Source organism: Paenibacillus hexagrammi, assembly GCF_021513275.1.
GTDB classification, from domain to species: domain Bacteria; phylum Bacillota; class Bacilli; order Paenibacillales; family NBRC-103111; genus Paenibacillus_E; species Paenibacillus_E hexagrammi.
This window is the reverse complement of sequence record NZ_CP090978.1, coordinates 1080108-1105109: the sequence shown is the minus strand read 5'-3', so window position 1 is coordinate 1105109 and position 25002 is coordinate 1080108. Positions and strand designations below refer to the sequence as shown.

Annotated in this window: 23 protein-coding genes and 1 riboswitch; of the genes, 7 read left to right on the top strand and 16 right to left on the bottom strand. The window is 46.7% G+C overall.

The annotated features are described in order from the left end of the window. Window positions 1-22: 22 nt before the first annotated feature. The 5 genes from L0M14_RS04995 to ytxC form a co-directional block, all read right to left on the bottom strand. Window positions 23-400, bottom strand: a complete 378-nt coding sequence (locus L0M14_RS04995; protein ID WP_235121116.1) for a hypothetical protein — start codon at window positions 398-400, stop codon at window positions 23-25. Window positions 401-478: 78 nt separating this feature from the next. Beyond that, entirely contained in the window at window positions 479-2011 is a 1533-nt protein-coding gene (locus L0M14_RS04990) for a methyl-accepting chemotaxis protein (RefSeq protein ID WP_235121115.1), read from the bottom strand. 434 nt (window positions 2012-2445) lie between these two features. Further along, window positions 2446-3213 (bottom strand): 3D domain-containing protein, encoded by a 768-nt coding sequence (locus tag L0M14_RS31410; RefSeq protein ID WP_311198835.1) that lies wholly within the window; start codon window positions 3211-3213, stop codon window positions 2446-2448. A gap of 159 nt (window positions 3214-3372) precedes the next feature. Beyond that, window positions 3373-5307 (bottom strand): threonine--tRNA ligase, encoded by a 1935-nt coding sequence (thrS, locus tag L0M14_RS04980; RefSeq protein WP_235121114.1) that lies wholly within the window; start codon window positions 5305-5307, stop codon window positions 3373-3375. Between the two features lie 335 nt (window positions 5308-5642). Beyond that, the gene (gene ytxC / locus L0M14_RS04975; protein WP_235121113.1) at window positions 5643-6569 is read right to left on the bottom strand and encodes a putative sporulation protein YtxC; all 927 of its coding nucleotides are present in this window, start codon (window positions 6567-6569) and stop codon (window positions 5643-5645) included. A 199-nt stretch (window positions 6570-6768) separates the two neighbouring features. Between ytxC and L0M14_RS04970 the strand changes: the two genes are divergently transcribed. From L0M14_RS04970 to L0M14_RS30885, 3 genes are all read left to right on the top strand, one after another. Then, window positions 6769-7059 (top strand): hypothetical protein, encoded by a 291-nt coding sequence (locus L0M14_RS04970; RefSeq protein WP_235121112.1) that lies wholly within the window; start codon window positions 6769-6771, stop codon window positions 7057-7059. A 131-nt stretch (window positions 7060-7190) separates the two neighbouring features. Beyond that, entirely contained in the window at window positions 7191-7499 is a 309-nt protein-coding gene (locus L0M14_RS30890; RefSeq protein WP_260115438.1) for a GGDEF domain-containing protein, read from the top strand. Between the two features lie 73 nt (window positions 7500-7572). Beyond that, window positions 7573-7866, top strand: a complete 294-nt coding sequence (locus L0M14_RS30885; RefSeq protein WP_260115437.1) for a GGDEF domain-containing protein — start codon at window positions 7573-7575, stop codon at window positions 7864-7866. Between the two features lie 300 nt (window positions 7867-8166). Here L0M14_RS30885 and mqnC read toward each other — a convergent pair whose 3' ends face one another. The 5 genes from mqnC to L0M14_RS04940 all read right to left on the bottom strand — a co-directional run bounded on the left by mqnC (window position 8167) and on the right by L0M14_RS04940 (window position 12738). Continuing rightward, window positions 8167-9303, bottom strand: a complete 1137-nt coding sequence (mqnC, locus tag L0M14_RS04960) for a cyclic dehypoxanthinyl futalosine synthase (protein ID WP_235121111.1) — start codon at window positions 9301-9303, stop codon at window positions 8167-8169. Window positions 9304-9464: 161 nt separating this feature from the next. After that, window positions 9465-10625: an aminotransferase class I/II-fold pyridoxal phosphate-dependent enzyme gene (locus L0M14_RS04955; protein WP_235121110.1), complete on the bottom strand. Its 1161-nt coding sequence runs from the start codon at window positions 10623-10625 to the stop codon at window positions 9465-9467. Continuing rightward, on the bottom strand, window positions 10625-11563 hold the full coding sequence (gene metA / locus L0M14_RS04950) for a homoserine O-acetyltransferase MetA (RefSeq protein WP_235121109.1): 939 nt from the start codon (window positions 11561-11563) through the stop codon (window positions 10625-10627). Before metA ends, L0M14_RS04955 begins: the two co-directional genes overlap by 1 nt. Window positions 11564-11657: 94 nt before the next feature. Beyond that, a riboswitch (SAM riboswitch) is annotated at window positions 11658-11786 on the bottom strand. Between the two features lie 118 nt (window positions 11787-11904). Continuing rightward, entirely contained in the window at window positions 11905-12270 is a 366-nt protein-coding gene (locus L0M14_RS04945; protein ID WP_235121108.1) for a hypothetical protein, read from the bottom strand. Between the two features lie 69 nt (window positions 12271-12339). Then, on the bottom strand, window positions 12340-12738 hold the full coding sequence (locus L0M14_RS04940) for a helix-turn-helix domain-containing protein (protein ID WP_235121107.1): 399 nt from the start codon (window positions 12736-12738) through the stop codon (window positions 12340-12342). Window positions 12739-13142: 404 nt separating this feature from the next. Here L0M14_RS04940 and corA point away from each other — a divergent pair, with 404 nt between their 5' ends. Continuing rightward, window positions 13143-14078: a magnesium/cobalt transporter CorA gene (gene corA / locus L0M14_RS04935; RefSeq protein WP_235121106.1), complete on the top strand. Its 936-nt coding sequence runs from the start codon at window positions 13143-13145 to the stop codon at window positions 14076-14078. Window positions 14079-14414: 336 nt separating this feature from the next. Here the strand turns inward: corA and L0M14_RS04930 are convergent, their stop codons facing one another. Beyond that, window positions 14415-15440 (bottom strand): HRDC domain-containing protein, encoded by a 1026-nt coding sequence (locus L0M14_RS04930; RefSeq protein WP_235121105.1) that lies wholly within the window; start codon window positions 15438-15440, stop codon window positions 14415-14417. Between the two features lie 207 nt (window positions 15441-15647). Here L0M14_RS04930 and L0M14_RS04925 point away from each other — a divergent pair, with 207 nt between their 5' ends. Next, complete coding sequence (locus L0M14_RS04925; protein ID WP_235121104.1) at window positions 15648-15941, top strand: DUF3055 domain-containing protein; 294 nt, start codon at window positions 15648-15650, stop codon at window positions 15939-15941. Between the two features lie 63 nt (window positions 15942-16004). Beyond that, window positions 16005-16307, top strand: coding sequence for a hypothetical protein (locus L0M14_RS04920; protein ID WP_235121103.1), 303 nt, complete (start codon window positions 16005-16007; stop codon window positions 16305-16307). A 126-nt stretch (window positions 16308-16433) separates the two neighbouring features. Here L0M14_RS04920 and L0M14_RS04915 read toward each other — a convergent pair whose 3' ends face one another. Further along, the gene (locus L0M14_RS04915; protein ID WP_235121102.1) at window positions 16434-18563 is read right to left on the bottom strand and encodes a glycoside hydrolase family 52 protein; all 2130 of its coding nucleotides are present in this window, start codon (window positions 18561-18563) and stop codon (window positions 16434-16436) included. 197 nt (window positions 18564-18760) lie between these two features. Between L0M14_RS04915 and L0M14_RS04910 the strand changes: the two genes are divergently transcribed. Next, the gene (locus tag L0M14_RS04910) at window positions 18761-19666 is read left to right on the top strand and encodes an AraC family transcriptional regulator (RefSeq protein WP_235121101.1); all 906 of its coding nucleotides are present in this window, start codon (window positions 18761-18763) and stop codon (window positions 19664-19666) included. Between the two features lie 106 nt (window positions 19667-19772). Here L0M14_RS04910 and L0M14_RS04905 read toward each other — a convergent pair whose 3' ends face one another. The 4 genes from L0M14_RS04905 to L0M14_RS04890 all read right to left on the bottom strand — a co-directional run bounded on the left by L0M14_RS04905 (window position 19773) and on the right by L0M14_RS04890 (window position 24989). Further along, the gene (locus tag L0M14_RS04905; protein ID WP_235121100.1) at window positions 19773-21257 is read right to left on the bottom strand and encodes a tagaturonate epimerase family protein; all 1485 of its coding nucleotides are present in this window, start codon (window positions 21255-21257) and stop codon (window positions 19773-19775) included. Window positions 21258-21501: 244 nt separating this feature from the next. Continuing rightward, window positions 21502-22014, bottom strand: coding sequence for a hypothetical protein (locus L0M14_RS04900; protein ID WP_235121099.1), 513 nt, complete (start codon window positions 22012-22014; stop codon window positions 21502-21504). A 15-nt stretch (window positions 22015-22029) separates the two neighbouring features. Continuing rightward, window positions 22030-22905 carry a 5'-3' exonuclease gene (locus L0M14_RS04895; protein WP_235121098.1) on the bottom strand — a complete coding sequence of 292 codons (876 nt, stop codon included), beginning with the start codon at window positions 22903-22905 and terminating at the stop codon, window positions 22030-22032. Window positions 22906-23144: 239 nt separating this feature from the next. Further along, entirely contained in the window at window positions 23145-24989 is a 1845-nt protein-coding gene (locus L0M14_RS04890; protein ID WP_235121097.1) for an S-layer homology domain-containing protein, read from the bottom strand. Window positions 24990-25002 lie beyond the last annotated feature (13 nt).

The window sequence follows — 25002 nt, the reverse complement described above, 5'->3', positions numbered from 1 at the left end:
CGAAAGGACTGTATATAATCATTTAGGACAGATGCTGTTCAATCTCCGCAGGTACCGAAATTACATCATTTGGCTTGGAACCATTCAGGATGGCTCGAGCTTGCTCAATCTCTTCCCGCAGCTTCTTTACTTGCTCCATCGGCTTTTTGACATAATGAATATATTCAACAGCCAAGTGGTGATCAGGCTTCTTCCCGGAAAACATCCGGCGAATGGAAGACATCGCTTGATAGGCCCGCTCTTCCTTCATTCTTTTTCTTTCATACCGCTCAACAACCTGCTCGATTTCGGAGGCTTGCTGTTCCTTGCGCGCAATGTAGGCTTCCAAAAAAGGAAATATCTCTGCGGCTTTTCTTGATGTAGTTTGTGACTTGCCGTCCGATCGTAAAGCATTCAACATGACATCTCACCTATCTCCCCATGTCAACATTCATCACAGTAATCTTATTTTACACTAAAATCATAAAAAAGAGAACTATTATTTCAGCATTAAATCAATGCCTATAACGCCAATGGGAGATCCGTCTGAACCCAGAATTGCTTTAGACAAGGTTTTGCAGGGCTTTTTCGTAATAGCTGACACGTACGACTCGGAGATATACAATTGTCCGCTCATGGCCTGCTTCCACCATTCTCTGCTCTTGGCATTAGCCAGACCTGCTTCCGGTAACGAGTAGATAAATGTTCCATCAGCCCGATTGGACCAAATCGCTTCCATACCTGCTGTTTTCCGCAAAATCGCACTTAGCTCGGCAGCGTGTTTGTTTTCCTGTAAAGAAGCAATGTCGGGCATCAGCGAGATCGAATTGAGTAGCTGCTTCATCTCGTTCACATTTGCTTGCAGCTCCGTCTCCTTCGTCTCCAGGTCGACTGCTTGAATCGCCGTGATCAGCTCGGACGAGGAGCGATCCAGATTCACATTCAAGCTGCGCAGCATCTCAACTTCTTTGCGCTGCTTTTTCATCTGCACTAGGGTATGCTCCACACTGCTCATAGCCTCATTCATTAAATCAACAACCATTCCCAAGGATGAGGTTGTTCCTGTAACCAAGGAGGACTGCTGCTCTGTAGCACTCGTGGTGCTCGCGACAAGGCTGTTGACATGAACAATCAGGGAAAAGATAACATCAATTTTTTCCTTGATGATTTTCATTTCCGAAATACCTCGTTCCACCGATTTCTTTTCTTCGTCAACAGCGGCTACGACCTGCGACACACCACTTTCAATCGAGGTCAAAATTTCGGACGATCGGGTTACGGCTTCATGACTTTGGGCCGCCAGCTTCTTGATTTCCTGCGCGACAACGGAGAATCCTCGCCCTTGCTCTCCCGCACGAGCCGCTTCAATAGATGCGTTTAACGCAAGCAGGGATGTCTGTGAAACGACTTCGGCAACAAACGTATTAATTTCCTCAATCTTGGACGTATGGGCAGTTAAGTCCTGAATCTTTTTTTGCATAATATCTGTGTTTCTATGCAGTTCACTCATCACTTCATCCGTGGCATTAAGCGACCTGCAAACTTCCACTACCGTATCCTTCGTCTGCTCGCTTTCTTGATGCATATGTAAGGACGAGTCTAAAATTTGATCAGCGGCAGCAGCTACCTGCTGGATCGACGCGAACGCTTCCTGCATTTGTTCCACAGCATGATAACTTCGAGCCTTCAGGTCTTCTTCTCCTTGGATTGACATGTCGGCAATCTGCGTTAATTGAGACACCGAACGGTTCACTTCTTCTACAGCACCAGCCAGACGGTCGGCAACAACCTGGGATTCTTGAATAAAGGAAATAAATTGCTCGTGCTCATTCTTTGCCACTTCATTCCCGCCTGCAGCTGCACTCCCGCTCCTTCCTAACCATCCATATACCCCTAAAAATAAAAAAACAGCCAGCGTGACAATTGTCGACCATCGAGACGGTGATACAACTGACAGCAAACTGACTACAATACCGGCTAGAGTAACACCTAAGAACAAGCCGCTTCGTTTGTTATGTACGTTCATGGGCATTTTGGCACTCCTTCCATAAGGAACCTATGTTATTTTTTGTTACATTATATCGAAAAAAAGGATAGTTGAAAAGATCCAAGGATAAACGAATTCGTCGTCCTTAAAGGACGAGCGCGTTTGTCAAGGTTGATGCGAAGCAAAAGTATAAAACTTATACTTTCTTAACAACAAATTAAAGAGAGGCGAATGATCGCCCCTCTACCTTAGATCTTGCTTATTTTCTCAAAACTTATTTGTTTTGAGTTTGGTTTTGCGTATTCGCCTGATTATTATTGTTGTTAGGCATCGATGTTTCCGCTGCGAATTCTACGTCTTGCGCTTGCTTTTTGTTGTTTTTGTTCTTTGCCATGTCTATCACCTCCCATATAAATAGCTTCTCCTTAAGTGGAGAACTTTATGATGGGAACGGAGTTGGAAATTTATGATGTGCTGCTCTATAAAGCTTTAGTCGGTGACAATATTTCATCTTTAAGCTGATTCCAAATGACATCCGTTACTTTACCTGAGCCTTTTTTTACAATAAAGACTTTAACGGTTTTCTTGCCCCATTCTTTGTAAACCTGGTCCTTCGTGTCAAAGTACAGATCGATTTTCTTTCCTTTAATAGCACTTCCGATATCAGCTACAACACCGTAACCATAACCAGGTATGAACAATACGGTACCTAAAGGAAAAACCGAAGGGTCTGCCGCAATCGTGGACAACGCTTTATCATCCCGCTTCACCTTAATCCCCGAGAAGGTGATGCCGTATTCCGGATGATCCGGGTTCTTGCCTGTAGATTCCTTACCTGCATAATATCCGGTCGCGACGACTTCAACAGCTTTTAATTTGCTTAAATCAGAATCTAACCTAGGTACGTACTTGAAGTTCAGCTGCTGTTCATGGGCTAAGGGCATAGCGGCAGCAGTGGCAGGCTTCAGTTCAATCTCTTCCTTAACCGATGTATGAGTTGCGGATTGAGCCGCAGTGTAGATAGAGCTGTTGTTAGTAGCAGGTTGTTCGCTAGGCATGGCTGCAGCAGCCGATTCCTTCGATGGACTTGGACTCGGAGACGCGGAAGCGGTCTCCGCAGCAGCTGTTTGAACCTGCTGCGCAGGCGGGCTAACCTTGATTTCATCCTGTCCAAAAAACGTGAGCAAAACATTCACGACCATGAGCACACTGAACCACTTCGACTGGCTTAACAATTCGGTCAACATAATTTACATACCTCCCCCTACATAGCAGGTTGTCCAAATCCTTCCTGATCTATACGTGTTGGATACAGACCCACTGTATAAGGTTTCCTAATTATGCTGAATTATTCATGATAAAGAAAAAAGCAGAAGGCTTAATTAGCCCCCTGCTTACTGAACCATTTATTTTTTTGCACGAATCTCTTCTTGTATCATACCAATCACTTGATCAATTGGATGTGTGCCAAGATCTCCTTGACCGCGTTTGCGAATAGACAAACTGCCGCTGTTTACTTCATTCTCGCCCACTACAAGCATATATGGAATCTTCTCCAGCTGGGCTTCCCTGATCTTATACCCCAGCTTCTCATTACGATTATCCGCTTCAACCCGAATTCCTGCTAACTGCAGTTTCTCGGTTACTTCGTTAGAATAAGCTTCATAGTTCGGAGAAACCGGAATCACTTTCGCTTGAACAGGCATCAACCAAGTAGGAAGAGCTCCCGCGAAATTCTCCAACAGGAACGCCGTCATACGCTCCATGGTACTGATGATCCCCCTGTGAATAACAACAGGACGATGCTTCTGACCATCCTCGCCGATATATTCCAGCTGGAATCGTTCAGGAAGCAAGAAATCCAGTTGAGCTGTGGATAATGTTTCTTCCTTTTTGAGAGCAGTCTTGATCTGCACGTCCAGCTTAGGACCGTAGAACGCTGCTTCTCCCTCTGCTTCATAGAACGGTAATCCCAGTTCTTCTACTACTTCACGCAGCATGCGTTGGGATGTTTCCCACATAGCGTCATCCGGGAAATACTTCTCTGTATCCTGAGGATCACGATAAGAAAGACGGAAGCGGTATTCCGTAATGCCGAAATCCTCATACACCTGACGGATCAAATTCACAACGCGAGCGAATTCTTCCTTGATTTGATCAGGACGGCAGAAGATATGCGCGTCATTGAGCGTCATGGCTCTCACGCGATGAAGTCCAGTAAGGGCCCCGGACATTTCATAACGGTGCATAGTACCGAGCTCGGCGATACGGACAGGCAAATCGCGGTAGCTGCGCATTTCGCTCTTGTAAACCATCATGTGATGCGGGCAGTTCATTGGACGGAGTACAAGTTCTTCGTTGTCCATCTCCATTTTCGGGAACATATCTTCATGATAGTGGTCCCAGTGTCCAGAAATTTTATAAAGATCTACGTTCGCAAGAACCGGTGTATATACGTGGTTGTAGCCTAGTCGTTCCTCTAGATCTACAATATAGCGCTCCATAGTTTGGCGAAGCTTAGCTCCATTAGGGAGCCACAGAGGAAGCCCTTGGCCAATTTCACGAGAGAACGTGAACATCTTCAGCTCTTTACCGAGTTTACGGTGATCTCTCTTCTTGGCTTCTTCCAACAAATGCAGATGCTCGTCAAGCTGCGCTTTCTTAGGGAAGGCTGTTCCATAAATTCGCTGCAGCATTTTATTCTTGGCATCACCGCGCCAGTATGCGCCTGCAACACTAAGCAGCTTAAACGCCTTAATTCTGCCTGTAGACGGAAGATGAGGGCCGCGGCAGAGATCGAAGAATTCGCCTTGATCATAGATCGTAATGACCGAATCTTCGGGCAAGTCACGAATCAATTCCAATTTAAGCGGGTCTTCAAGCTCTGTGAAAATACGTACCGCTTCTTCCCGGCTTACAACCCGTCGAGTAATCGGCAAGTTTTCCTGAGCGATCCGCTCCATCTCTTTCTCGATTTTCACCAGATCCTCCGGATTTAAAGGACTTTCCAAATCGATGTCGTAATAAAAGCCATCTTCAATAACAGGACCAATTCCTAACTTCACCGCTTTTTGACCGTAGATCCGCTTAATGGCTTGAGCCATTAGATGTGCTGTGCTGTGACGGTATATTTCAAGACCTGCTTCGCTATCTAAAGTAAGAATCTCAACATCAGCATCATGCTCCAACGCAAAAGATAGATCAACTGGCTTCCCGTTAACCTTTCCGCCAATTGCATTCTTCTTAAGACCTGAAGAAATTGATTCTGCCACTTGTTCAATAGTTGTTCCTACTGCAAATTCCCTAATTGCTCCATCCGGTAGTTTTACTTGTACAACCATCTTGTTATCCTCCATATATCAAATTGAACGCAAAAAAGCACTCATCCCAAAAAAGGGACGAGTGCGCTCGGCTCGTGGTTCCACCCTAGTTCGATCCGCGCTCCCGCTAGGAAGTGCTAGATCCTCATCAGCATTCGTTAACGGGAATGACTCGGCGATGTATACTATCAGTTAAAGGACTGAATTCAACAACGCGGCTTCAAAGGGGTAAACTTACTGAATGACTGAAGGAGCTTGCAGCCAATGTCTCCTATCTCTGGGCAGTTCTTGCAGGAAGTTCATGTCTTTGTTTATAACGCCTTCGCTACATATTATAGTTGGAGCGGCTTCTTAGGTCAAGGGTACAATTGATCCTGCTTCTGCTTTTCGCCAAGAAAGGATTCGCACAGCCTGCAATAGGAGCACAACGTTGTGCGGTCTTCAAAAATTTGAGAGATGGTCTTGATGATAGAAAGCTCAGGTTCACGTGTATGAATGTAAATGTTCGCCGGCGATACGGAAATGAGTGTGCTGACAATCATATCTTCAAAGTTTAAATCCTTCTCCAAAACCTCCAGCTTGAAGGTCGCATCGATATCGCTTGTGTCTATGGGCTCCAGGCGGTCATTCAAAATCGTAAATTCGTGCCCGCCTTTGTGAATCAAGTGCGCAGCAGGAATCTTGGCTTCCTGAATATAGACAAAGTACTGAAGCAGAGAAATAAACTCCTGATACTGACGATCCATCATAAATTCATCGACAGCATACTCTACAATCTCCCGAAGTTCACCAACATACTCTTGCAAACGGAAATTCAGAAAACCATCCAGATTACATTCATCGGACTCATCTAAATATTGAATCAGCAGCTGAGTTAACAACGTACTTCGACGGGCTGCACTGGATGCTTGCGATGAATAGGAGGATTCCGCAAGATCCGCATCACCGTTTAACATTTGGTCACAGTAGCCGATAATCGAATCTACATCTTCCTTGGCTTCGAATTTAAACTCTTTACTGATCAGGTCTCGCAGCAACTGCGGTTCCTTCTCTTTCATAATATGACGAGCAAGGGCTTGGCTTAACCCTGACTTCAGCTCCGCCCCATTGAAGCCTTCAACATAGTTTTCCATTAGGCTTCCCCAAATATGGGCATATTGCTCGTACTGCTTATAATGAACTTGAAGCTTATGTAATAGCCCCAGCTCGCTCTCGATCTGAGAACTCAACTCGCTCACATAGGATTCATCCTTGCTCATCACTACAATTGCGAACACGTCCATGAGCTCACTCCCTTCCACCTGTAGATGCATCATACTAAAAGTATATGGTCGATCAGAAATAGATATACAACGAACAATTTGCCAGTGACACTCGCGATTTATGTCGAAATATAACGGAAAGTTATTCCAATTGGGAAGTTGTTCATGGTATGATACAAATGATTAGTCCGAAAGTAGGATATTTGTGGAGTGAATAACAATGGAAGTAAACGTTTTCAATCAAGACAAGAAAAGCTGGAACCGTAAGCTCATCAACATCTATTGGGGAGTCATCATCGCTCTTATCCCTACCGAATTCCTTTATTTGCTCTCGGGACATGCGGAAGAACATTTTATTCTTCATCGGGTGATTGTTCCCACACTGGTCATGATTCTTATAACGCTTACTCTAGAAATTGCCCATCGTTTATTCCAGGATATACTGGATAATTATTTAATATGCGGAGCCGCACTTTTTCCTTTATTATTATCTTTGTCAACTATGACGTGAATGCCGTACTGTTAACCTTACTCTTTCCCATATTTGTTTCCATTTTTTATTTTCAGCGTTCGCGAATCATATTTGCAATCGCTCTGACCTTCCTCTCGTTCATCGTCTTATATTCCGAACGTCTTCACCCCATGTCAGATTATATGCCTAGAGACTTGATTGCCATGATTCCTATCATCGGCTTTGCCGCCTATATTTCAATAGGGATTACGAAGCGTGGTATCGAGATTTTGAAACATTTAAAATCAGCAACTGAGGTCAAACAAGAGCTGATGATTAAAAACATTATTATGGACAAATTATCAAAAACCGATGCCTTGACCGATCTCTACAATCACATTACTTTTCATGAATACCTAGAAAAGCTGATTGAGCAAAGCGAATGCGGATACTTATCGATCCACTTGGCTGTTCTCGACATTGATAACTTTAAAAAGTAAACGACACCTACGGCCACAGGGCCGGAGATGCCGTTTTAAAAAAGTAAGTGCTGCCTTAAAGGAGCACGTGGGCTTGAACGATTTCGCCGCCAGATATGGCGGTGAGGAATTTGCCATCATTTTTACGGAAAAAAGCATGGATACGGTCTATAGACTGCTGGAACGGATCCGCTGGCACGTTTCTCAGTTAAAATTTGAGGAATTGAGCGGACATTCCGTGACCATTAGCATCGGACTCAGCGAATACCGTAAGGGCAGCGGCAAGGAAAAATTGTTTAAAGGTGCAGATCAATCCCTATATGACGCGAAAAAGACCGGCAAAAATAAAACGGTTATTTATGAAGCCCAGCTGGAAGAAACGGACTGAATCAACAAGCTTCCTCTACAGATCCGTAAAGCTTTGAATAAGCAGGAATGGCAGTGCTCCTATAGCAATAAAAGCATATAGGAATCCTTGGATTAATGATTTGAAAAGTTTCACAACGCATCACTCCTATCTGACGATTGTCGAAATTGTGAACTCAACTCTATTGTACTCCTGATTTTTCAGCCTTTTATTAAAGGAACCTTAAGCTAACATTAAATTGTGACTTGCCTGTCCATGGTGGAATATCAACGCAAAAAGAGGACTGCCCCTTAATCGGAGTAGTCCTCTTCTGCTTTTATCTTAATTCTGCATCACAAAATCACGGTCAATCTTCTCATTTACATCGTCAAACATGCGCAGAATCTCATACTTCGTATTGCGCTGGGCAGGTATTTTACCCGCAGCACGAATCAGATCCAGTGTGGAGCCAATGTTTACTTTATGGGTAGTACCTGCCGCTGACACCACATTTTCCTCGATCATCGTGCTTCCGAAGTCATTGCAGCCATAGCTAAGAGTCAGCTTGCCGATCTCCGGTCCCATCGTAACCCACGAGGACTGGAAGTTAGGTATATTATCCAGCATAATGCGGCTGATTGCTAACGTTTTGAGATATTCCTCAGGGGAAGCCTTCTCTACCTTCATATTCGTGTTGTCCGGCTGGAACGTCCAAGGAATAAACGCCAGGAAGCCAGGTGTGTTCAGCTTTTGCATAATGACATCATCCTGAGCATCACGAATCCGAAGCATATGAAGCGCACGCTCTTCCATCGATTCGCCAAATCCGATAACCATCGTACCAGTCGTATGCATACCAAGCTTATGTGCAGTTTGCATGACATCCATCCAATCGCGCCAGGAGCCTTTCAGCTTACTGATCTTGCGTCTTGTGCGATCGTCCAAAATTTCTGCGCCGCCGCCAGGCAAAGAATCCAGTCCGGCCTCGTGCAATTGACGAACCACTTCTTCTAGTGAAAGTCCGTCAGAAACATCCTTCATCTTCATAATTTCCGCAGGAGAGAAGGAATGCATCGTAATGCTGAAACGCTTCTTAATTTCTCGCAGCAGGTTCGTGTAATAGCTGAAAGGCAGATTCGGATTCGTACCGCCTTGCATAAGAATTTCCGTACCACCTACATCGAGAGTCTCTTGAATCTTTTGAAAAATCGTTTCATCCGGCAGCACGTATCCTTCAGCTGAGCCGGGGGCACGGTAAAAAGCGCAAAATCTGCAAAATACATCGCAAATGTTCGTGTAATTGATATTACGTCCGATCACAAACGTCGTAACCGGTTCAGGGTGCCACTTTTTCATAATTCGGTTTGCTGTATCGCCCATTTTTTCTATTTGATCGGATTCGAACAGCGTGATGCATTCTTCTACATCAATTCTTCCGCCGGCTAGTGCTTTGTCCAAGATGCGGTCAATAGGTTTCACGACTACTCACTCCTCGTTATTCGAGTTCATTCACTTATCGTAACATATTCCTCAGTTAGCGTCACGGCGAATTGTGCCAATCCTCAGAACTTCACCGCGGCAAAAAAACAGCAGCACCTTTACTTGAAAGGCGCTACTGCGTTATTATCCTACGGCCTCGCTTATTGGCCTTCGATCTCAGCTTGAGCAAGCTCCAAGGCACGGGATAGATCCGCAATCAAATCATCGATATGCTCGATGCCGACTGAGAATCGCAGCAGACGATCGTCTACGCCGATTTTCTGGCGGATTTCCAGTGGTATATCGGCATGCGTCTGAACGGCAGGGTATGTCATCAAGGATTCAACACCGCCGAGGCTTTCGGCAAAAGCAATCAACTGAATGTGCCGAAGAATAGGCTCAATTAGACGTGCATCAGTCACTTTAAAGGAAAAAATACCTGTATTGCCGCTGGACTGCTTATTTTGTACGGCGTAACCCGGATGCGATTCCAGGGCAGGGTAGTAGACTTCATCTACCAGAGGATGATCCAGCAGGAACTTGGCGATAGCCGTTGCATTGAACTCATGACGCTCCATACGAAGCGCCAACGTCTTCATGCCTCTCATAAGCAGCCAGCTGTCTTGAGGACCCAGCACGGCGCCGATGGAATTGTGAAGGAACGCCATTTGCTCCGAGAGCTCCTTCCCTTTGGTTACAATCAAGCCGGCGAGCACATCATTATGACCGCCCAAATATTTCGTAGCGCTATGTATGACAATATCAGCGCCCAGCTCCAGCGGACGCTGCAGGAACGGTGTCAGCAAGGTGTTATCGACGATGGAGACAAGCCCTTTTTTACGCGCCCACGTACACACAAGCTCCAAATCCGTGATCATCATCAGAGGATTGGTCGGCGTTTCTATCAGAATGCCTTTGGTGTTGGGCTGACAAGCGGCTTCCAGACCGTCCAGATCATTGGTGTCAACATATGTAGCCGTCACGCCAAATCGGCTCATAATTTTCTCCAGTAAACGGTAGGTTCCGCCGTACAAGTCAAGAGATACGATCAGATGTTCCCCTTGGCTGAAGTAGGCAAAAATTGTCTGCAAGGCAGCCATACCCGATGAGCAAGCAAAGCCTGCGTCACCGGATTCAAGCTGAGCGATGGCGTCTTCAAGTACTTTGCGCGTGGGGCTCTTTGTACGTGCATAATCGAATCCTGTACTCTCACCTAGTTTAGGATGGCGGAATGCCGTAGCCTGATAGACCGGGAAGCTGACAGCTCCCGTTACCGGTTCGTTCAATGAGCCGATTTGCGCAAGACGACTTTCGATTTTCATTATACTTGTACCTGCCTTTCTGATTTTAGAACATTAAGATCAAACGGAGTTTGCTGATAGACGTAATAATTGAGCCAGTTGGAGAAGAGCAGGTTGGCATGCGCTCTCCAGGTATTGAACGGCTGCTGGGTTGGATCATTATTCGGATAGTAGTTCTTGGGAACCTCAATAGGCAGTCCCTTATTCACATCTCGGTCATATTCCCATTTCAGCGTACAAGCATCGTACTCGGAATGGCCCGTTACAAAAATATGCTTGCCATCCTTCGTCGCAGCGATATATACGCCCGCTTCTTCGGACTCGGATAAAATCTCCAGCTCCGGACATCGGCGGATATCTTCAGCTCTCACCTCGGTATGACGGGACTGAGGCACATAAAACAATTCGTCAAAGCCTCGGAGAAGCTTGGTATTTGGTACCGCAATCGTATGGGGAAAGACGCCGAACAGCTTGGATTCAAGCGGATACTTCGGAACACCGAAATGATGGTATAGTCCAGCTTGCGCTGCCCAGCAAATATGAAGCGTAGAAGTTACGTTCTCCTTGCTCCAATCCAAAATCTGCTGCAGCTCCTGCCAATAGTTGACTTCCTCAAACTCCATCTGCTCGACCGGAGCTCCTGTAATGATCATCCCGTCAAGCTTCTCTTCCTTAATATCATCGAATGTTTTATAAAATAATTCCAAATGCTCGGCGGAAGTATTCTTGGACGTATGCGTTTTTGGATGCAGCAGCACGAACTCGACCTGAAGCGGAGTATTGCCGATCAGACGCAGAAGCTGTGTCTCGGTCGTTTCCTTCGTAGGCATCAAATTCAACAGCGCTATTCGAAGCGGACGAATATCCTGATGGTAAGCTACAGATTCATCCATCGTAAAAATGTTCTCTTGGTTTAATACTTCTTTGGCTGGCAGGTTGTCAGGAATTTTGATCGGCATCCTGTTTCACTCCTTTTTTTGGCATATTCGTCTTGAAACGAAAAATGGCCTTCTCCAAAAGAGAAAGGCCACACAAGTTTATTGTCAATGTCCTTTCTCATCTCCCAGAATCGCTAAATAAGCATTCCGCAAGAATTAGCACCGTGCATCCCTTTTATGAAACAAAGGTTTGTCGGTTGCCGGGTATCATCGGGCCAGTCCCTCCACCTACTCTTGATAAGAAAAGTAATACGTATTCGATTTTCTTTTATCATACTATAATATCCGCGGTTGTCAAGGGATCTCCCGTTTCAAAACAACACGAAAGCGACCCTGCTTCTATCAGCTCGGCCGCTCTATCATTAAGCTTTATTCCTCTTGATACCGAAAAATCCTTTCAGAAAAATATCGGCAATCAAAGTGTCTGCTTTTCTAATTTCATCCCCAAGGCGGCGTAAATTATCTAGGTCTTTCTTAAGGATGACGCGGTCAGTTCCCCGCATGTCAGTGTTATGATGCTTAATCAGCAAATGTACCACATCTTCTTGGTTCTCAATATCGATATTCGCGTTCAGAAAGATTCTGTACGAATCAGGAGTTGTTTGTTTATAGAATCCGCAAATATCACCTATGTCGTTCAGATAGGCTAACTTGACACCTTGATGCTGGGCTAATTTATAAGGGCAACGTTCTCCGATCTCCTTATATAAATCCTCCATGTGATCCATACAGACCCTCTCCCTTAATTTGGGTATTTATGGCAATAATTATAACACAAAAAATTCCAATTGTTAATATTATTTCTTGCGATTACTTTCTTGAAGATCTTCCATAAATGTAAATTCCATAAACTTCAAAGAAGAGGCTAATTTGTCCTCACCGAGATTCCCTTTTTCTCGAAGCAGGGCTTCCGTGCTTTTTAAAAAAGAGGTCAATAAGGCATTATCTTCTTGAACTCCGCTCGAATCTTGAAAGCTGCTAAAGTGCTTCACCGCTCCAGGTCTGCCTAACAAATAGTCAATTGAAACTTGAAAATAGTCCGCTATTTTCACCAGATCCTCGAATTGAGGCTCTGTCTTACCGAGCTCATAATTGGATACTGTTGCTCTCTTCTTATCTAAGTAAGCAGCAAGCTCATCTTGGGTCACGTTCTTTTGAGTTCGAAGCTCATGAAATCTCCGGCTGAAAATCGTCATGATTGATCACACACCTCTACATCATGATCTTACTATCTTGATCTTATTACGTAAAGATTCTTTGCGCAACTGTTAATTTTCTTAGCGCTCCAGATATTTTTCAGACTATGTTTCACCAATCCCTCGAAGAACCCATACATTAAAAACAGATACTGAAAAGTCTTTGAAAATCAAACTTTTTAGCCTTGAAACACCTATAATGAAGGGTTATACTAGACAAGTATTGAACATGAACGGAAAAAGGGGGGAGTACGCTTGGACGGGGACCCGAGGAGTAGAAGCTGTGAGAAAAGCAAACAATTTCATATGGCAGGAATGCAGCCGGTTCTTCGTTCAAGCGCAGCTTCTTTCATTATATAGAGCTTAAGCGATCCCGGCTGCTTCCACTTGAAGGGGTGGATCAGATGAAAACACGATGGGTACAAGACGGCGTATTTACTTTGATTGAGGATGTGACCGTCGCGCTAACACCTCCGGAGAGCGGTTTTTATTGGATTGATGCAGGTGTGGAAGACTTGGAGATATTGCAGCCTCTTTTTCACTTGCATGATTTGGCCGTGGAGGACTGCTTGAGCGATGAGGAACAGCGTCCTAAGATTGAGATTTATGACTCGCATTATTTTATTGTTATTAACAGCATCCGTTTTGACGATGAAGAAATTTTTCTGCGCTCACTTAATATATTCTTAGGCAAGCATTTTATCATAACCGTCACCAAGCAAAAGATCAACGAACTCAGGGCGCTTAAGCCCTTCTTGTGGGAAGAAGAAGTAAACAGCGCGGACCGCTTCCTCTACCATCTGGTTGACCTTGTTGTCGACAACTACGTTGCGGTCGGCGATCGAATCGAAGCCAAGATTGAAAAGCTGGAAGAAGACATCCTGATGGCAACGAAAAAATCGCACTTGAATGAAATTATCGGGCTGCGATCTGAAATTTTGTGGCTGAAGAAGGTACTGGTCCCTCAGCGCGATGTCATTGGAACCCTAAACAAAAAGGATCTTCGGCTAGTCGATCATCAGCTGCAAAAGTACTTCGGCGACATTTACGAAAATGCCGTAAAAATCGTCGATACGTTCGATACGCTCCGCGATCTGATGGGCAACTTACGAGAAGCTTATCAGTCCAGCGTAGCGAACCGCGCCAACGAAATCATGCGCGTGTTTACCGCACTCACAACAATCTTCATGCCGCTCACGTTCATTACCGGGGTGTTCGGAATGAATTTTGACAACATCCTAGGGCTGCATATTGAGCACGGAGATGAGTACGTTCTTGCATTCATGGGAGTGCTCGGCATTGCGATGTATGTGCTGTTTAGGAAAAAAGAATGGCTATAAACGATATGATGCAGGGTTATTCTTGGCACAGTCCCTCGGCTGGCTAGAGATAACCTTGTTTTGTTTTTCAAAGCATGGCTTGATTCTGGCAAATTTGCACTTAACCACCTGAATGCTATCGCTGGTGAGGACTATAATGCGACTACATCCCTAGTACTTACACTTTTTATAAGACTAGAAAGTATCTCACTCCGTTCGCCTGCAAGGACGAGTCCAACAAAAAGACAGCATCCCTACCCCCGTAAGGGACGAGATGCTGTCTCGCGGTACCAGCCTAGTTTGAAGAGAAATCACCTCTTCAGCTTCGTTACGGTAATGAGTTGATTGTAATTTCCTTTAACTCGCAGCCTGCGAGGTGGCGGATACATCCGCGCTTTCCTTCTCTCTACGGAAGCGAAGACGCAGCAGCCTTAGCCACTCATAGGCGCGATCCAATTCTTTGCCTTTCATCTCCTCCATTGCCACGATCCGCTGGAGCACCGGTTTGAGATAACGATGACCTTCCGTTTCGAAGGCGTTCCACGCTTTAATCTGGTCCTCCTCTGCGACCTCGTGAAGCTCAGCTTCGATAAGAGGTTCCATATCGTAGCCTTCCCTGTCAAGGTCTTCGACCCATAATAACAGCTCTCGGCGCTGTAAAGACAACCCCTCTTGCAGATCGCTCAGTGACCCGCCACCTGCTACAATTTCAAGAAGCTTCCGCTTATTAGCTTCTCTGTCGAGTTCTACCCGCAGATTTTGCTCCTTCTGCGCTGTCAGCCATGCTTCAAACTGATTCGTGTCGATCATTCTAGCTACCCAATCGAGCGGAAATTCGGTTATGCGAGGAAGATCCGCTGTAATGGTAATCAGATCGTTTCCGTACATCGCTGCTTTTTGTTCACCAAAGCCGGGAATCTGCAGCAGTTCTTCGATTGTGCGAGGCTGAAAAACGGAAATCATTCGTAAAACACGGTTGGTTGCGAGGATGTACGGCGCTTTCCCCTCGCGGGCAGCTTGTTCTCTTCTCCAGCTACGTAAGCTTTCAAACAGCTCTTCATTAGGATTAGCTTCACAGTAGTAGGCAAGCATCTGCGTCATCCTAGCCTTCCCTGTCAGACCTTGACCCGAATCCCATTCCGTATGGATTAGCGGCCTATAACCGTTACGGATCTTATCTCTTAAGCCTTGCCGAAAGGCCGACAGCATCTCGTCCCAGCTAACACCTTCGTACCACAGCTCTTGATCCGCTGCACCCGGCATAGGAGTGTTCTTCCACAACACATGCCAGACACCTTGCGACTCCGCGATAGAAATTTGAGCGGTAAGAACCCGGTTCTCTCCAGTTTCTTTTTCCAATGTGTTCATAAATACAACGTTCATTCCTTCTCCTCCTGACCCTTGCATGAATGGTTCAGAAACGACAAAAAGCACCTCTCCCACGACGGAATCGTGAAAGAGGTGCTTCCTCTGTCCTACTGAATTATCCAAATCATACCATATTGATGCAGGCAGGCGCAAGCCTAGTTTTGTTCGGGCCCGGTTTCAGGTATAATCAGGGTTACAACAGAAAGTGGATGGAGGAGTACCATGTCTGAATTTGATTTTTTGTATGACCATAGAGAAGAAACAACGACACGCTTTGTCTGCTTTATTGGAGAATCCATGCACAGATTTGATCTGGCGCTAATGACAACAACCCGATTCTACGGTAAGAAAATGGTGATTGACCTGCAAACAGGCAGAAGCGCTGTAATCGGTCCGGATGATTTAGCAGAAGAAGGATACCTGGAGTATGCCTACAAGATCGGGGAAGAAGAAGCAGAAGAGCTACGCTCTTTCTTGAGCGAAGTCATAGGCTCCATTCATTTCACGGATATTTAAAGAAATCACAGGGAAAACTGGAAGAAGCGTAAACCTACTCACCTGAGACAGGAGGCTTATTCCATGAGCAAAGATTTCGAGGAGCAAACGAACAAACAGCCAGATGGCTTTATTCATGAATATCGGGATGAATATACAGACCTCGCCACTGTAGAATCGCAGCGTAATGATCTGATTGCGGAGGAATTCCCGGAGGGTCCTTACGGAACCAGCTTACCGACCGAATCACTCGGCAAAAGCACACCTTGGCGGGAGGATCAACGGCCCCCGAATCGATTCTCTTACGAAAATCGGGAGCTGCACGAAGGTATGCAGCGGAATTTTCCCGGTGATCATGAAACGCACGATGAATCTGCGGACGAATAGCGATCGAAGAAGCGCAGCAATCAGTGCAACGATTTTGAAAAAGCTATCTAAGTTCGTGATCAATCCAGCTTAATAGATAGCAAAAGAGCCCAGTCGAAACTCGACTGGGTTCTTTTGATGTTAGGGTTAGTTGGACGTCTTAGCGTAGCGATCCTCCTGCAGCCACAGGATTCCCGTGACGCCGCGCGGATAATACTTGCTGCCTTGAATTTCCCCGGAAATGATTTGGTCGCTCCAGCTCCACATGGATAGAGTTGGATGCGTGAGCCATTGTACATGCGCAGCATCTGCAGCTGCACCTTGCTCCTCCCACGGTAGTCCAAGAATTTGACGTGCTACGAATTGGCACAGATAAATTTTACTCAACCAGGAATTGTTGCTTGTCGAGGAAAGCTTCCAACCGCCGTCAGGGAACAGGCAAACCTCAGGAACAAGCACAGTATCCAGATGCTTTTTAAGCGCTTGGATGTAAAAACCGTAACGTCCATTGATGTCTAGCGCATCACTACAGCCCGTAAAGTACGGGAATACCAGACCTTCAATAGCTGGAATAATTTTGGAATCATTGCCCTCGCCTACTACCGCAGGGATATAGCCTTGCTCGGTGACGAAGCCCACTAGCGTTGTTGCACACTTCAGTGCCTGTTCGCTTGCAATTTCCGCAAGGTCGCTGCGGCCGTTTTCCGCAAAAATCTTTTCTAGCGCCACATACGACGCCCAGCATTTCCCCGCCATATATATATTGTTGCGGGACTGGCCCAAAGATACATCGAGGCTGTCATACGTCGTAATTTCCGCTCCGCCCATCGTGCGCGTGCTGTCTAGCGCCATGATACCGTTGCGCAACTCAAGATTCGGGTTATCGCGGTTCAGCATGCTTTGCAGGCAGGCATCAAACTGCGACAGATTGTTTTGCAGCCACTCCTGATCGTTGGTATGTGTTACATAAACCGCCCCGCACAAAATCCAGTTCACCAGCTGCTCATGGGTCATGTGAGAGAAGCATCCGTCCAAGCCGTACAGCTCATAGGAGGAATAGTGCGGTCTGGAGATTGTATTAGCGACCCCCATATCGTGGGTAAAGCTAATGCCGCCCGGATATTCAGTCGGATCGCCAGGGAAGCACACGCGGTCTTCGTAGCTGAAGCGTTTGGAGAACATATCGAGTTCATTTTTGACCGTCCATGGATTCATCTCCAGCTCATAAAACAATTGGTCAACCGTTAAGTCAAACGTGTTCATCATGCGATATTCACCTTCATTGACAATCCAGAACGGCTCGCCGTCCATGTCAAGGAGTTGGGTATTTCCGTAATAGCTGCGAATCGCATGAGACAGCATAAACTTCTGATCGTCCGACAGCCCCGATGAATCGATTTTGTCATTGGAAGCGACAGCCACGGCTGCAAGCTGCTCAAAATTGTCCAGCGCGTAGCCGGCAACAGCTTCGATGTTCTTAAACAGACGGGCATACGTATAGGAGGCGTCGTGGCCCGCAGTAACGATGCCGGAGCGATGGAAGCATATGGCGAACCGATACGTTCTTTTTTCCCCGGCTGGTGTGTCCATGAAGAGGGCGCCTACCGTGCCTAAGCCAAACGTGAGATTTTCTGCCGGATGGACGGACAAAATGTCCTCGATGCTGAAATGCAGCGCTGAGCGGACTCCTTCATCTTTGGACACGAGTGCTGTAATGCGGCCTTGTCCTACCCCGGCGATCCCGTCACATGTATCATCCAATCTGCGCATGGAGCTGTACGGGTCAGAACCCTGGTAGCCGAAAAATGCCCTTCTGGAGGCAGTTCCTTGTGTGTTATCGACAGTCAGCTCAGCGAGTACGGCAGGCACTAATGCAAGGCGAAGCTCGTCATCGTTGGCTTGAGCCGGATCTGGAACCGCTTGCACAGGAGAAAGCAAACAAAACTCTAGGTCTCCAGCACGCCATGTATCTGTACCTACGTGAAAATCTCGCTCGATGCTATCTTTGGAAATCGGAAAGATAATTTTAGGTTTATTCGGGTTCGGATCCGGGTTCTCGATGTCGTATCGGGCACTCTCGTCCCCAACAGCTTCGAAGAACGGTAACGTATCGTAAGACCCTCCTGCTTTGCTCTCCAAGCCGATATAAATGTTTTGTCCAGGCGGGCGAGCTTGTTCCAAATCAAAGCCTCCGCTTTTGCCGGGGAAGCCCAGTGTAAAGCTTGCAAATGCGCCGATCGGCGAATGATGCGCATTGAAAAATTGATTGGCTGGCATCGTTCTTGCTCCCTTCCATCATCCTGCATGCTTCATTGAATCGCAGCTTGGATGATTGCACAAGTATCTTGTCCTAATCATACGATCACCGCTTGCTTCATCCCATGGGCAAACCTGCACTCCATTTGTGCAAAAGATGCTTTTCCCCAAGAATCAGGGGACATGGTATAATAGTTGGGAGAAAGGAGCGAGCAACGTTGCGAATCGAACAACTTCCTTCGGGACTTGAACATAGTGTGAGCGGAACCATTCTGCCTGATCTTCACGTATCGTTTCGACTGTTTGCTGCTCACCGCCGCAAGGTTAGTGCAAAATGGTCATTTCCAGAGCATAAGCATGCTTTATATGAAATCAATCTCGTGCTGCAAGGCGCGCAGCATATGCGTGTAGAAGGCAAAGATTATAAACAAAAAACAGGGGACCTCATGTGGATTCTCCCGAATCAAAAACATGCCAGCCTGGGTGCGGCTGACAGTCATACGATGGAATATGTGTGTCTGCATTTTGAGGTGGATGATCCCTGGCTTCGCGGCCAGTTCAATCAATTTGACAGGAGCCTCTATATAGCAGGCTCGGATCTGGAACGAGCGGTAAGGCCCATTCTGGACGACGTTGCTGAAGCTGCCAAAGAAGGCGACTCGGCAGCCGGAAACCTGAAGCTGCTTACACTGCACGCTTCATTCCGCTTGTTCAGCGCCTTGAGCGAGCTGCTGCTTCGTTCCGAACAGCGTCAAGCTTCAAGCCATGCAGGAACAACCGAGCTGGCCGCTCAGCTTGCAGCCTGCATCGAGCAGGTGTGGGCTGAGGAAGGGAGCGCGGATACCACCGATTTGGAAACGTTCCGAATCGAGCAGATTGCCGAGCAGCTCGGGTACAGTACCACTCACTGCAACCGTGTGTTTCACAAAGCCTATGGCATTTCGCCTAGGCAGTACCTCAGCATGATCAAGCTGCGCCGCGCGAAGCTCCTGCTGATGGACCCTGCCCTGACCATTGAGCAAATCGCCGAGCAGCTAGGCTATAAAGATTTATCCCAGTTCAGCAAGCAATTCAAGCGTTGGACAAGTATGTCGCCCAGCGCTTACAGGCACCTGTCGTATTGAGCCGCAGGCTGCAACATGTAAGTGCGAGCGCGGGCGCGAAAGAAGCCGATCCCTATGTGGGACCGGCTTCTTTCTGTTGCTTTTGACGATTAGTAGGCTCCGTAGTTTATTTGCCCAGAAGCTCCAAATGCTTACCAATGTGTTGCTTAAGGCCTTCACTAAATACATCTTCCTGCTCCGAAAGCGTCTTAAAGAACTCGTCCGCGAACTTTTTGCTACCATCCTCGTTCTTCGCTTGTAACAGAATACCGTAGGTAATGTGCAATAATTGACGAGCATTATCTTCGTTCATGTAAGCAGGCAGCTCCGCATCGGAGGTCTGATCAAGAGGTGCAATCGCCTGAATATCCGTTGTCACGTGATAGTAAGCCGTCGCTTCTTCAAAGTGCTCCAACGCATATTGATGCATCCGGCGGTATAGACCTGGATTGACTTTTGCTACCACACGCACAGCCTCAAGCCAGTTGGTGCCAGCTGTTTTCAAATGGAACAAGCCCTTCGTGTATTGGCCGATCAGCGGGAAAACGCTGAACTTGTCGCTGCCGGAGTGGATGCTCAGCTTATAGCCGAAATGTACGGCAATCGCAGCATGAGCAGCAAGCTCTTTTTCAAACTGCACAATGTCTCCGATGTAGTCGATACCTTTTTGGAACTCGCCGCAGAATCTTGGAGCCATGCTGAAAATCTTCACGCCGCGCTCGCGCAGCTCGTTCGCTACGAGATAGTGAGCTTCCGGCGAAGTTGATGTAGCTGTCTCGTCAATGGAGATTTCAAAATCAACCGCGCGCTCCAAGGTTGCAATGTATTTATAGTAGATGCTCTCCATGAAGTTAACCGCTTCCCCATAGATGAGCACATCCTTCATCAAGGATTCGCGGGTGAAGCTAAGGCTTGCCCCGGATACGTTAGCCTCCTGCTCCAGATAGCGCGCCTCGTAGCGGCTGCGTACTTCTTCAGGCAGCTGTGCGTATTTAGCAGCCACTTCTTCGCCGGACAAGGAATCCACGGTGTTGTCGATATTCTCCGAGCAATCGAGTGTAAGCATAGTAAAGCCAAGGCGCAGCGCGTACTCGATGTCTTCTTCTTTTTTCAGATGGTCGCCGTCAGCGCCGAAGCCGTCGCGGTATCCTTCTTGAAACACAGCATAGCAAGCTGCATCCAGTACGTCCTCGTAAGTGCGGCCCGTCAGGTTAAGCTCTCGGATACTTTGCTGGGCAAGAACCGGTTTAACGTCTTTGCCTCGAATAACTTGAATATGACCGGGACTCGCGATACCCAGGCGATCTCCAAGGCCCATTGTGGCAACTTGGGTACCAAATGCTTGAGGGGCTGTGTATGGCAAGAAAGCGTTCAATACGAGACGGTTAGCATGTGTCAGCTTACATACCTTTCCGCCATCGATGGATTCTCCGTTTAATTGATCGAACAGCTCACCAGCTCCGGTTGCCACGATGCGTTTGCCTGCGTCCGTCTTTACCATCACAAGCGTGGTGCCTTCATGGGTAGTTAAGGATTGCGGGTATACCTTCACAGACTGCGATGAAAAGGAAGAAAGACTTCCCGATTTTACTGCTTCCAACAATTGATTCATTTACATTTCCTCCTTCGTAATCTCCTGAATATATCGTGATACATGCATGCGGAGTAAGCGTTTGCTAGAACTGTTATGCGTTTTATTTTATCGCAAGTTAAGCAAGATTTCTCATCATGTATTCTTATTTTCAACCAAAACTATTCATATTTTTACTTTTTATTGATGGGTATGAGTTCATTCGGTTGACAAAAAAAGGATAACCTCATCCTGCTATGCATTAGGTTATCCTTTTTCGATTCAATTATGAAACTTGCTGTGTCTGATCGGAAAATACAACTTGATTCATGTCTGCAAAGCGCTTCAATTGCTCCGCAATGGCTGCAACATCAAACCAATTCAAACGCTTGGAATACACCCAGTTGGTTTTGTTATCCAGTTCAATGACAATAACACCAGTCTTATACACGATTTGCTTAATATTCGCAGCTTCAAGAGTCAGCTCTCGAGAGTAGCCCCTTTTGGCCAAGGTGTTCTTACCGATCTTCAGATAAGGCCGGCGAACGAAAAACATCAGAAGCGCAATTAACAAATAACCGCATATGGTAAAGATGTACATACCGCTTTGATCAGCCTTGGTGTAGGTAGCTAACAGGAAGATGAATACAATAATAAACAGCAAGGGCAGCAGCAGGCTCCGTCCTTTCATCATGAGCGGCTTATCCGCCTCAGAGATCAAAGACTTGCCTTGCTTAGTTCTGAGCTTATTTGCTTTTTTTGTGTTTTGGCTGACCATTCTTTCCCACTTGCGAGACATGTATGCGTTCCCCCGTTACCCGATTAATTTGACCAGTGTGCTGAATTCCAGCTCTTCGAACTTGCGAACCGCAGCGCCCCGGTCAATTTGATATAAGCATTGTTCCAGTGCACAGGCTACCGGCACATCAACCTTGATGGTTGCCAGCTTCTGCGACAAGTCGAGCATGTCCTTCTCATTCTCAATCTTCGACCTCATACTGGCGGAAAGCTGCTCCAGGTTGTCCAAGACTCCTTGCACAGAGCCAAACTCTTTCACCAGCTTGTGTGCTGTCTTCTCTCCGATCCCCTTGACGCCGGGGTAATTATCTGCCGTATCGCCCATAAAGGCTTTCACATCAACAATCTGATGCGGGTGCAGCTCCTTCTCTTCCCATAATGACACAGGTGTATAGACTTGATAGTTGGACTTCCCTTTCTTCATAATGACAACGGATATCCGATCCGTAATCAATTGAAGCATATCGTGGTCACCGGTCAAAATCAATACTTCCGATTCCGAGCTAATCTGCCCGGCGATCGTCCCGATACAATCATCCGCTTCATAACCCGGCACGCCGAAGTTAGGAATCCCCATTGCATCTACAACTTCCTTCACTAGCGAAAATTGCGGAATTAGCTCCTCAGGAGCCTCAGCGCGGTTTGCTTTGTACTGGTCGTACATATCATTACGAAAGGTGGCGCTGCCCATATCCCAGCAGCACAGCAGGTGTGAAGGCTGAAACTGCTTGACCGCGTCAAACAAATAATGAAGAAATCCAAAGACCGCATTCGTCGGTGTGCCGTCGCTTGTTTTGCGTATGTACCCTCCATAAGATTGTGCATAAAAGGCTCTAAACAGCAAAGCCATTCCATCTACGATTAATGTACGATTGGTATCCTCATGCTTCATTCCGACAACTCCAAATCTTATATTCTATTCACTCTATTAAACATACCAGACCTCCCGCTGAATGAAAATAGGGTTTGCCATTTACCAAAACTTAACGCCCTCTTAACTGGTGCCCGTGTAAGCTTCAGCTTGTGAGATAAACCTACACTTCCTGTATAAAAAAAGGTGGGCCCCAGCCGTAATTGGCTCAGACACACCCTGTTCGTTAATATCCTCTACTAGCCGAAGCGGCTCTATCATTACTCATTAATTAATGCTGCTTTCACTAGCATTCTTCTAACCATAACAGCCGTCTGTGCGCGGGTAATGGGTTGTGCGGGTTCCAGCTTGCCGCCTGTACCTTGTGTGATCCCCTGCTTAATCGCGGAGGCCACTGCGCTGCGAGCCCAATCGCCAACACTGGCATTGTCCTCGAAAGTTCTGAGAAGCTGGTCCACTTCGCCGGAAGAAGCGGTATCCAGTTTAGCAAGCGCAGATGCCCGGCTTAGAATGACCATTGCTTCCGCGCGCGTAATAGAAGCATTAGGTTGAAAGGAACCATCCGCATATCCTCCGATCAACCCATAGGAAGCCGCAGTCTGCACATCATGGCGATACCAATCATTATCCTTAACATCATTGAAGCTGAACACCGTATTGTCTTTACCCTCATGAAGACCGAGTGATCGAAGAACAATCGCTGTAAACTCAGCCCGGGTAATGGCGCGCTCCGGCGCAAACGAATCGCCCGTTACACCCTGGACAACAAGTCTTGATGCCAAGTCGTTGATTTCTTTGCCCGCCCAGTAGTTTTTCGTGTCTACAAAAGTCTTAGGGTGCCAAACGACGGTATAAGTACTGTTCGTTAAACTGTTTATTGTCGCATAGTACTTGCCGTCAACTTGAGTAATCTTCGTCGGAATATGCGTGAGCGATCCATTGTCGTCCACGACGACACCGGTCGTCATTTTGGAAGGGTCGACTCCATCAGGCAGCGCGATCGAACGCTCCACATAGCTGTTGAATCGGTCCACATCTACTGTGTGATCTCCGTATTGGGCTTTCACCGTAAAATCGACCGGAGGAACCGATATACTCATCCCGCCATCGGCAGCTGCAGACTCAGCCTGCTTCTTCTTGTCTTCCGTCGTCTCGGCAATCGACACGTTAATTTTAATGTCCTGGAGCGACGTTTCCTTGCCGAAGGTTGAAGAGATTTTATCAATATTGATTTGGGCCGCAGGAAGGGTATACGATGCACGGTTAGTCCGAATTTCCAGTGTAGCTTCCTGGCCTTCCATCGTTTTCACAAGTTTGCCGTTCAGTTCCCCTACAACCTCATCACTATCCTCTGTCACAGGGAGCAGCAGCGTTTTCAATTGCTTGTTGTTGAGCTGCTGTGTCACTTTGGCTTCATCGACGTTCAGAGAAACAACCGTACGATCGTTCACCTTCGTTTTCGTCATCGTAGCCGAGTTCTCTTGCTTCTGGCCATTGACCACAATATTCACACTACCCGTTGCGACCACAGGAGTAGCTGAAGGACGATTGGATGCGGTAATTTTCCCCGCTGAAACATCAACAGGCAGAGCATGCATATCTTTGTCGGTGAAGTTAAGATTCTCAGGATCGGTTACCTGCACTGAAAATGTATTTTCTCCTGTTTGTTTAGGTATTGCCTCAATCACGAACAGCTCTTGAGCTTCAGTTAAGGGCTTATCGCCTCCTGACGCATCCGCCCAGATTGCTCGAATCCAGCCGTTCGTTTGATCAATGTTAGAGGCAAAGCAGCCCTGATCCGCTTCATGACAAGTAGTAGCGTCGGTACTGCCATAGCTCGGCGTTATGCTAACTACCTCAAATTTGGTCGGATCAAAATCCACTTGGATACCGTAAGAGCCAATGCCAGCGGGCGGTTTACTCATGGAAACTGGGATCCTCATGTGATCCCCTTTTTTTGCCGATACCGTGCCAAACGTAACATGGACGGGAGAGGCGGGAGCAGCCAACACCTCCGTCGGTCCGGACGAAACCACTGCAGCAAGAGTCAGCAGCACGACCGGCAGGCACCGTAAAGGTCGAATCAACTTCTTATAGATGAACATGGAGAGCCTCCGT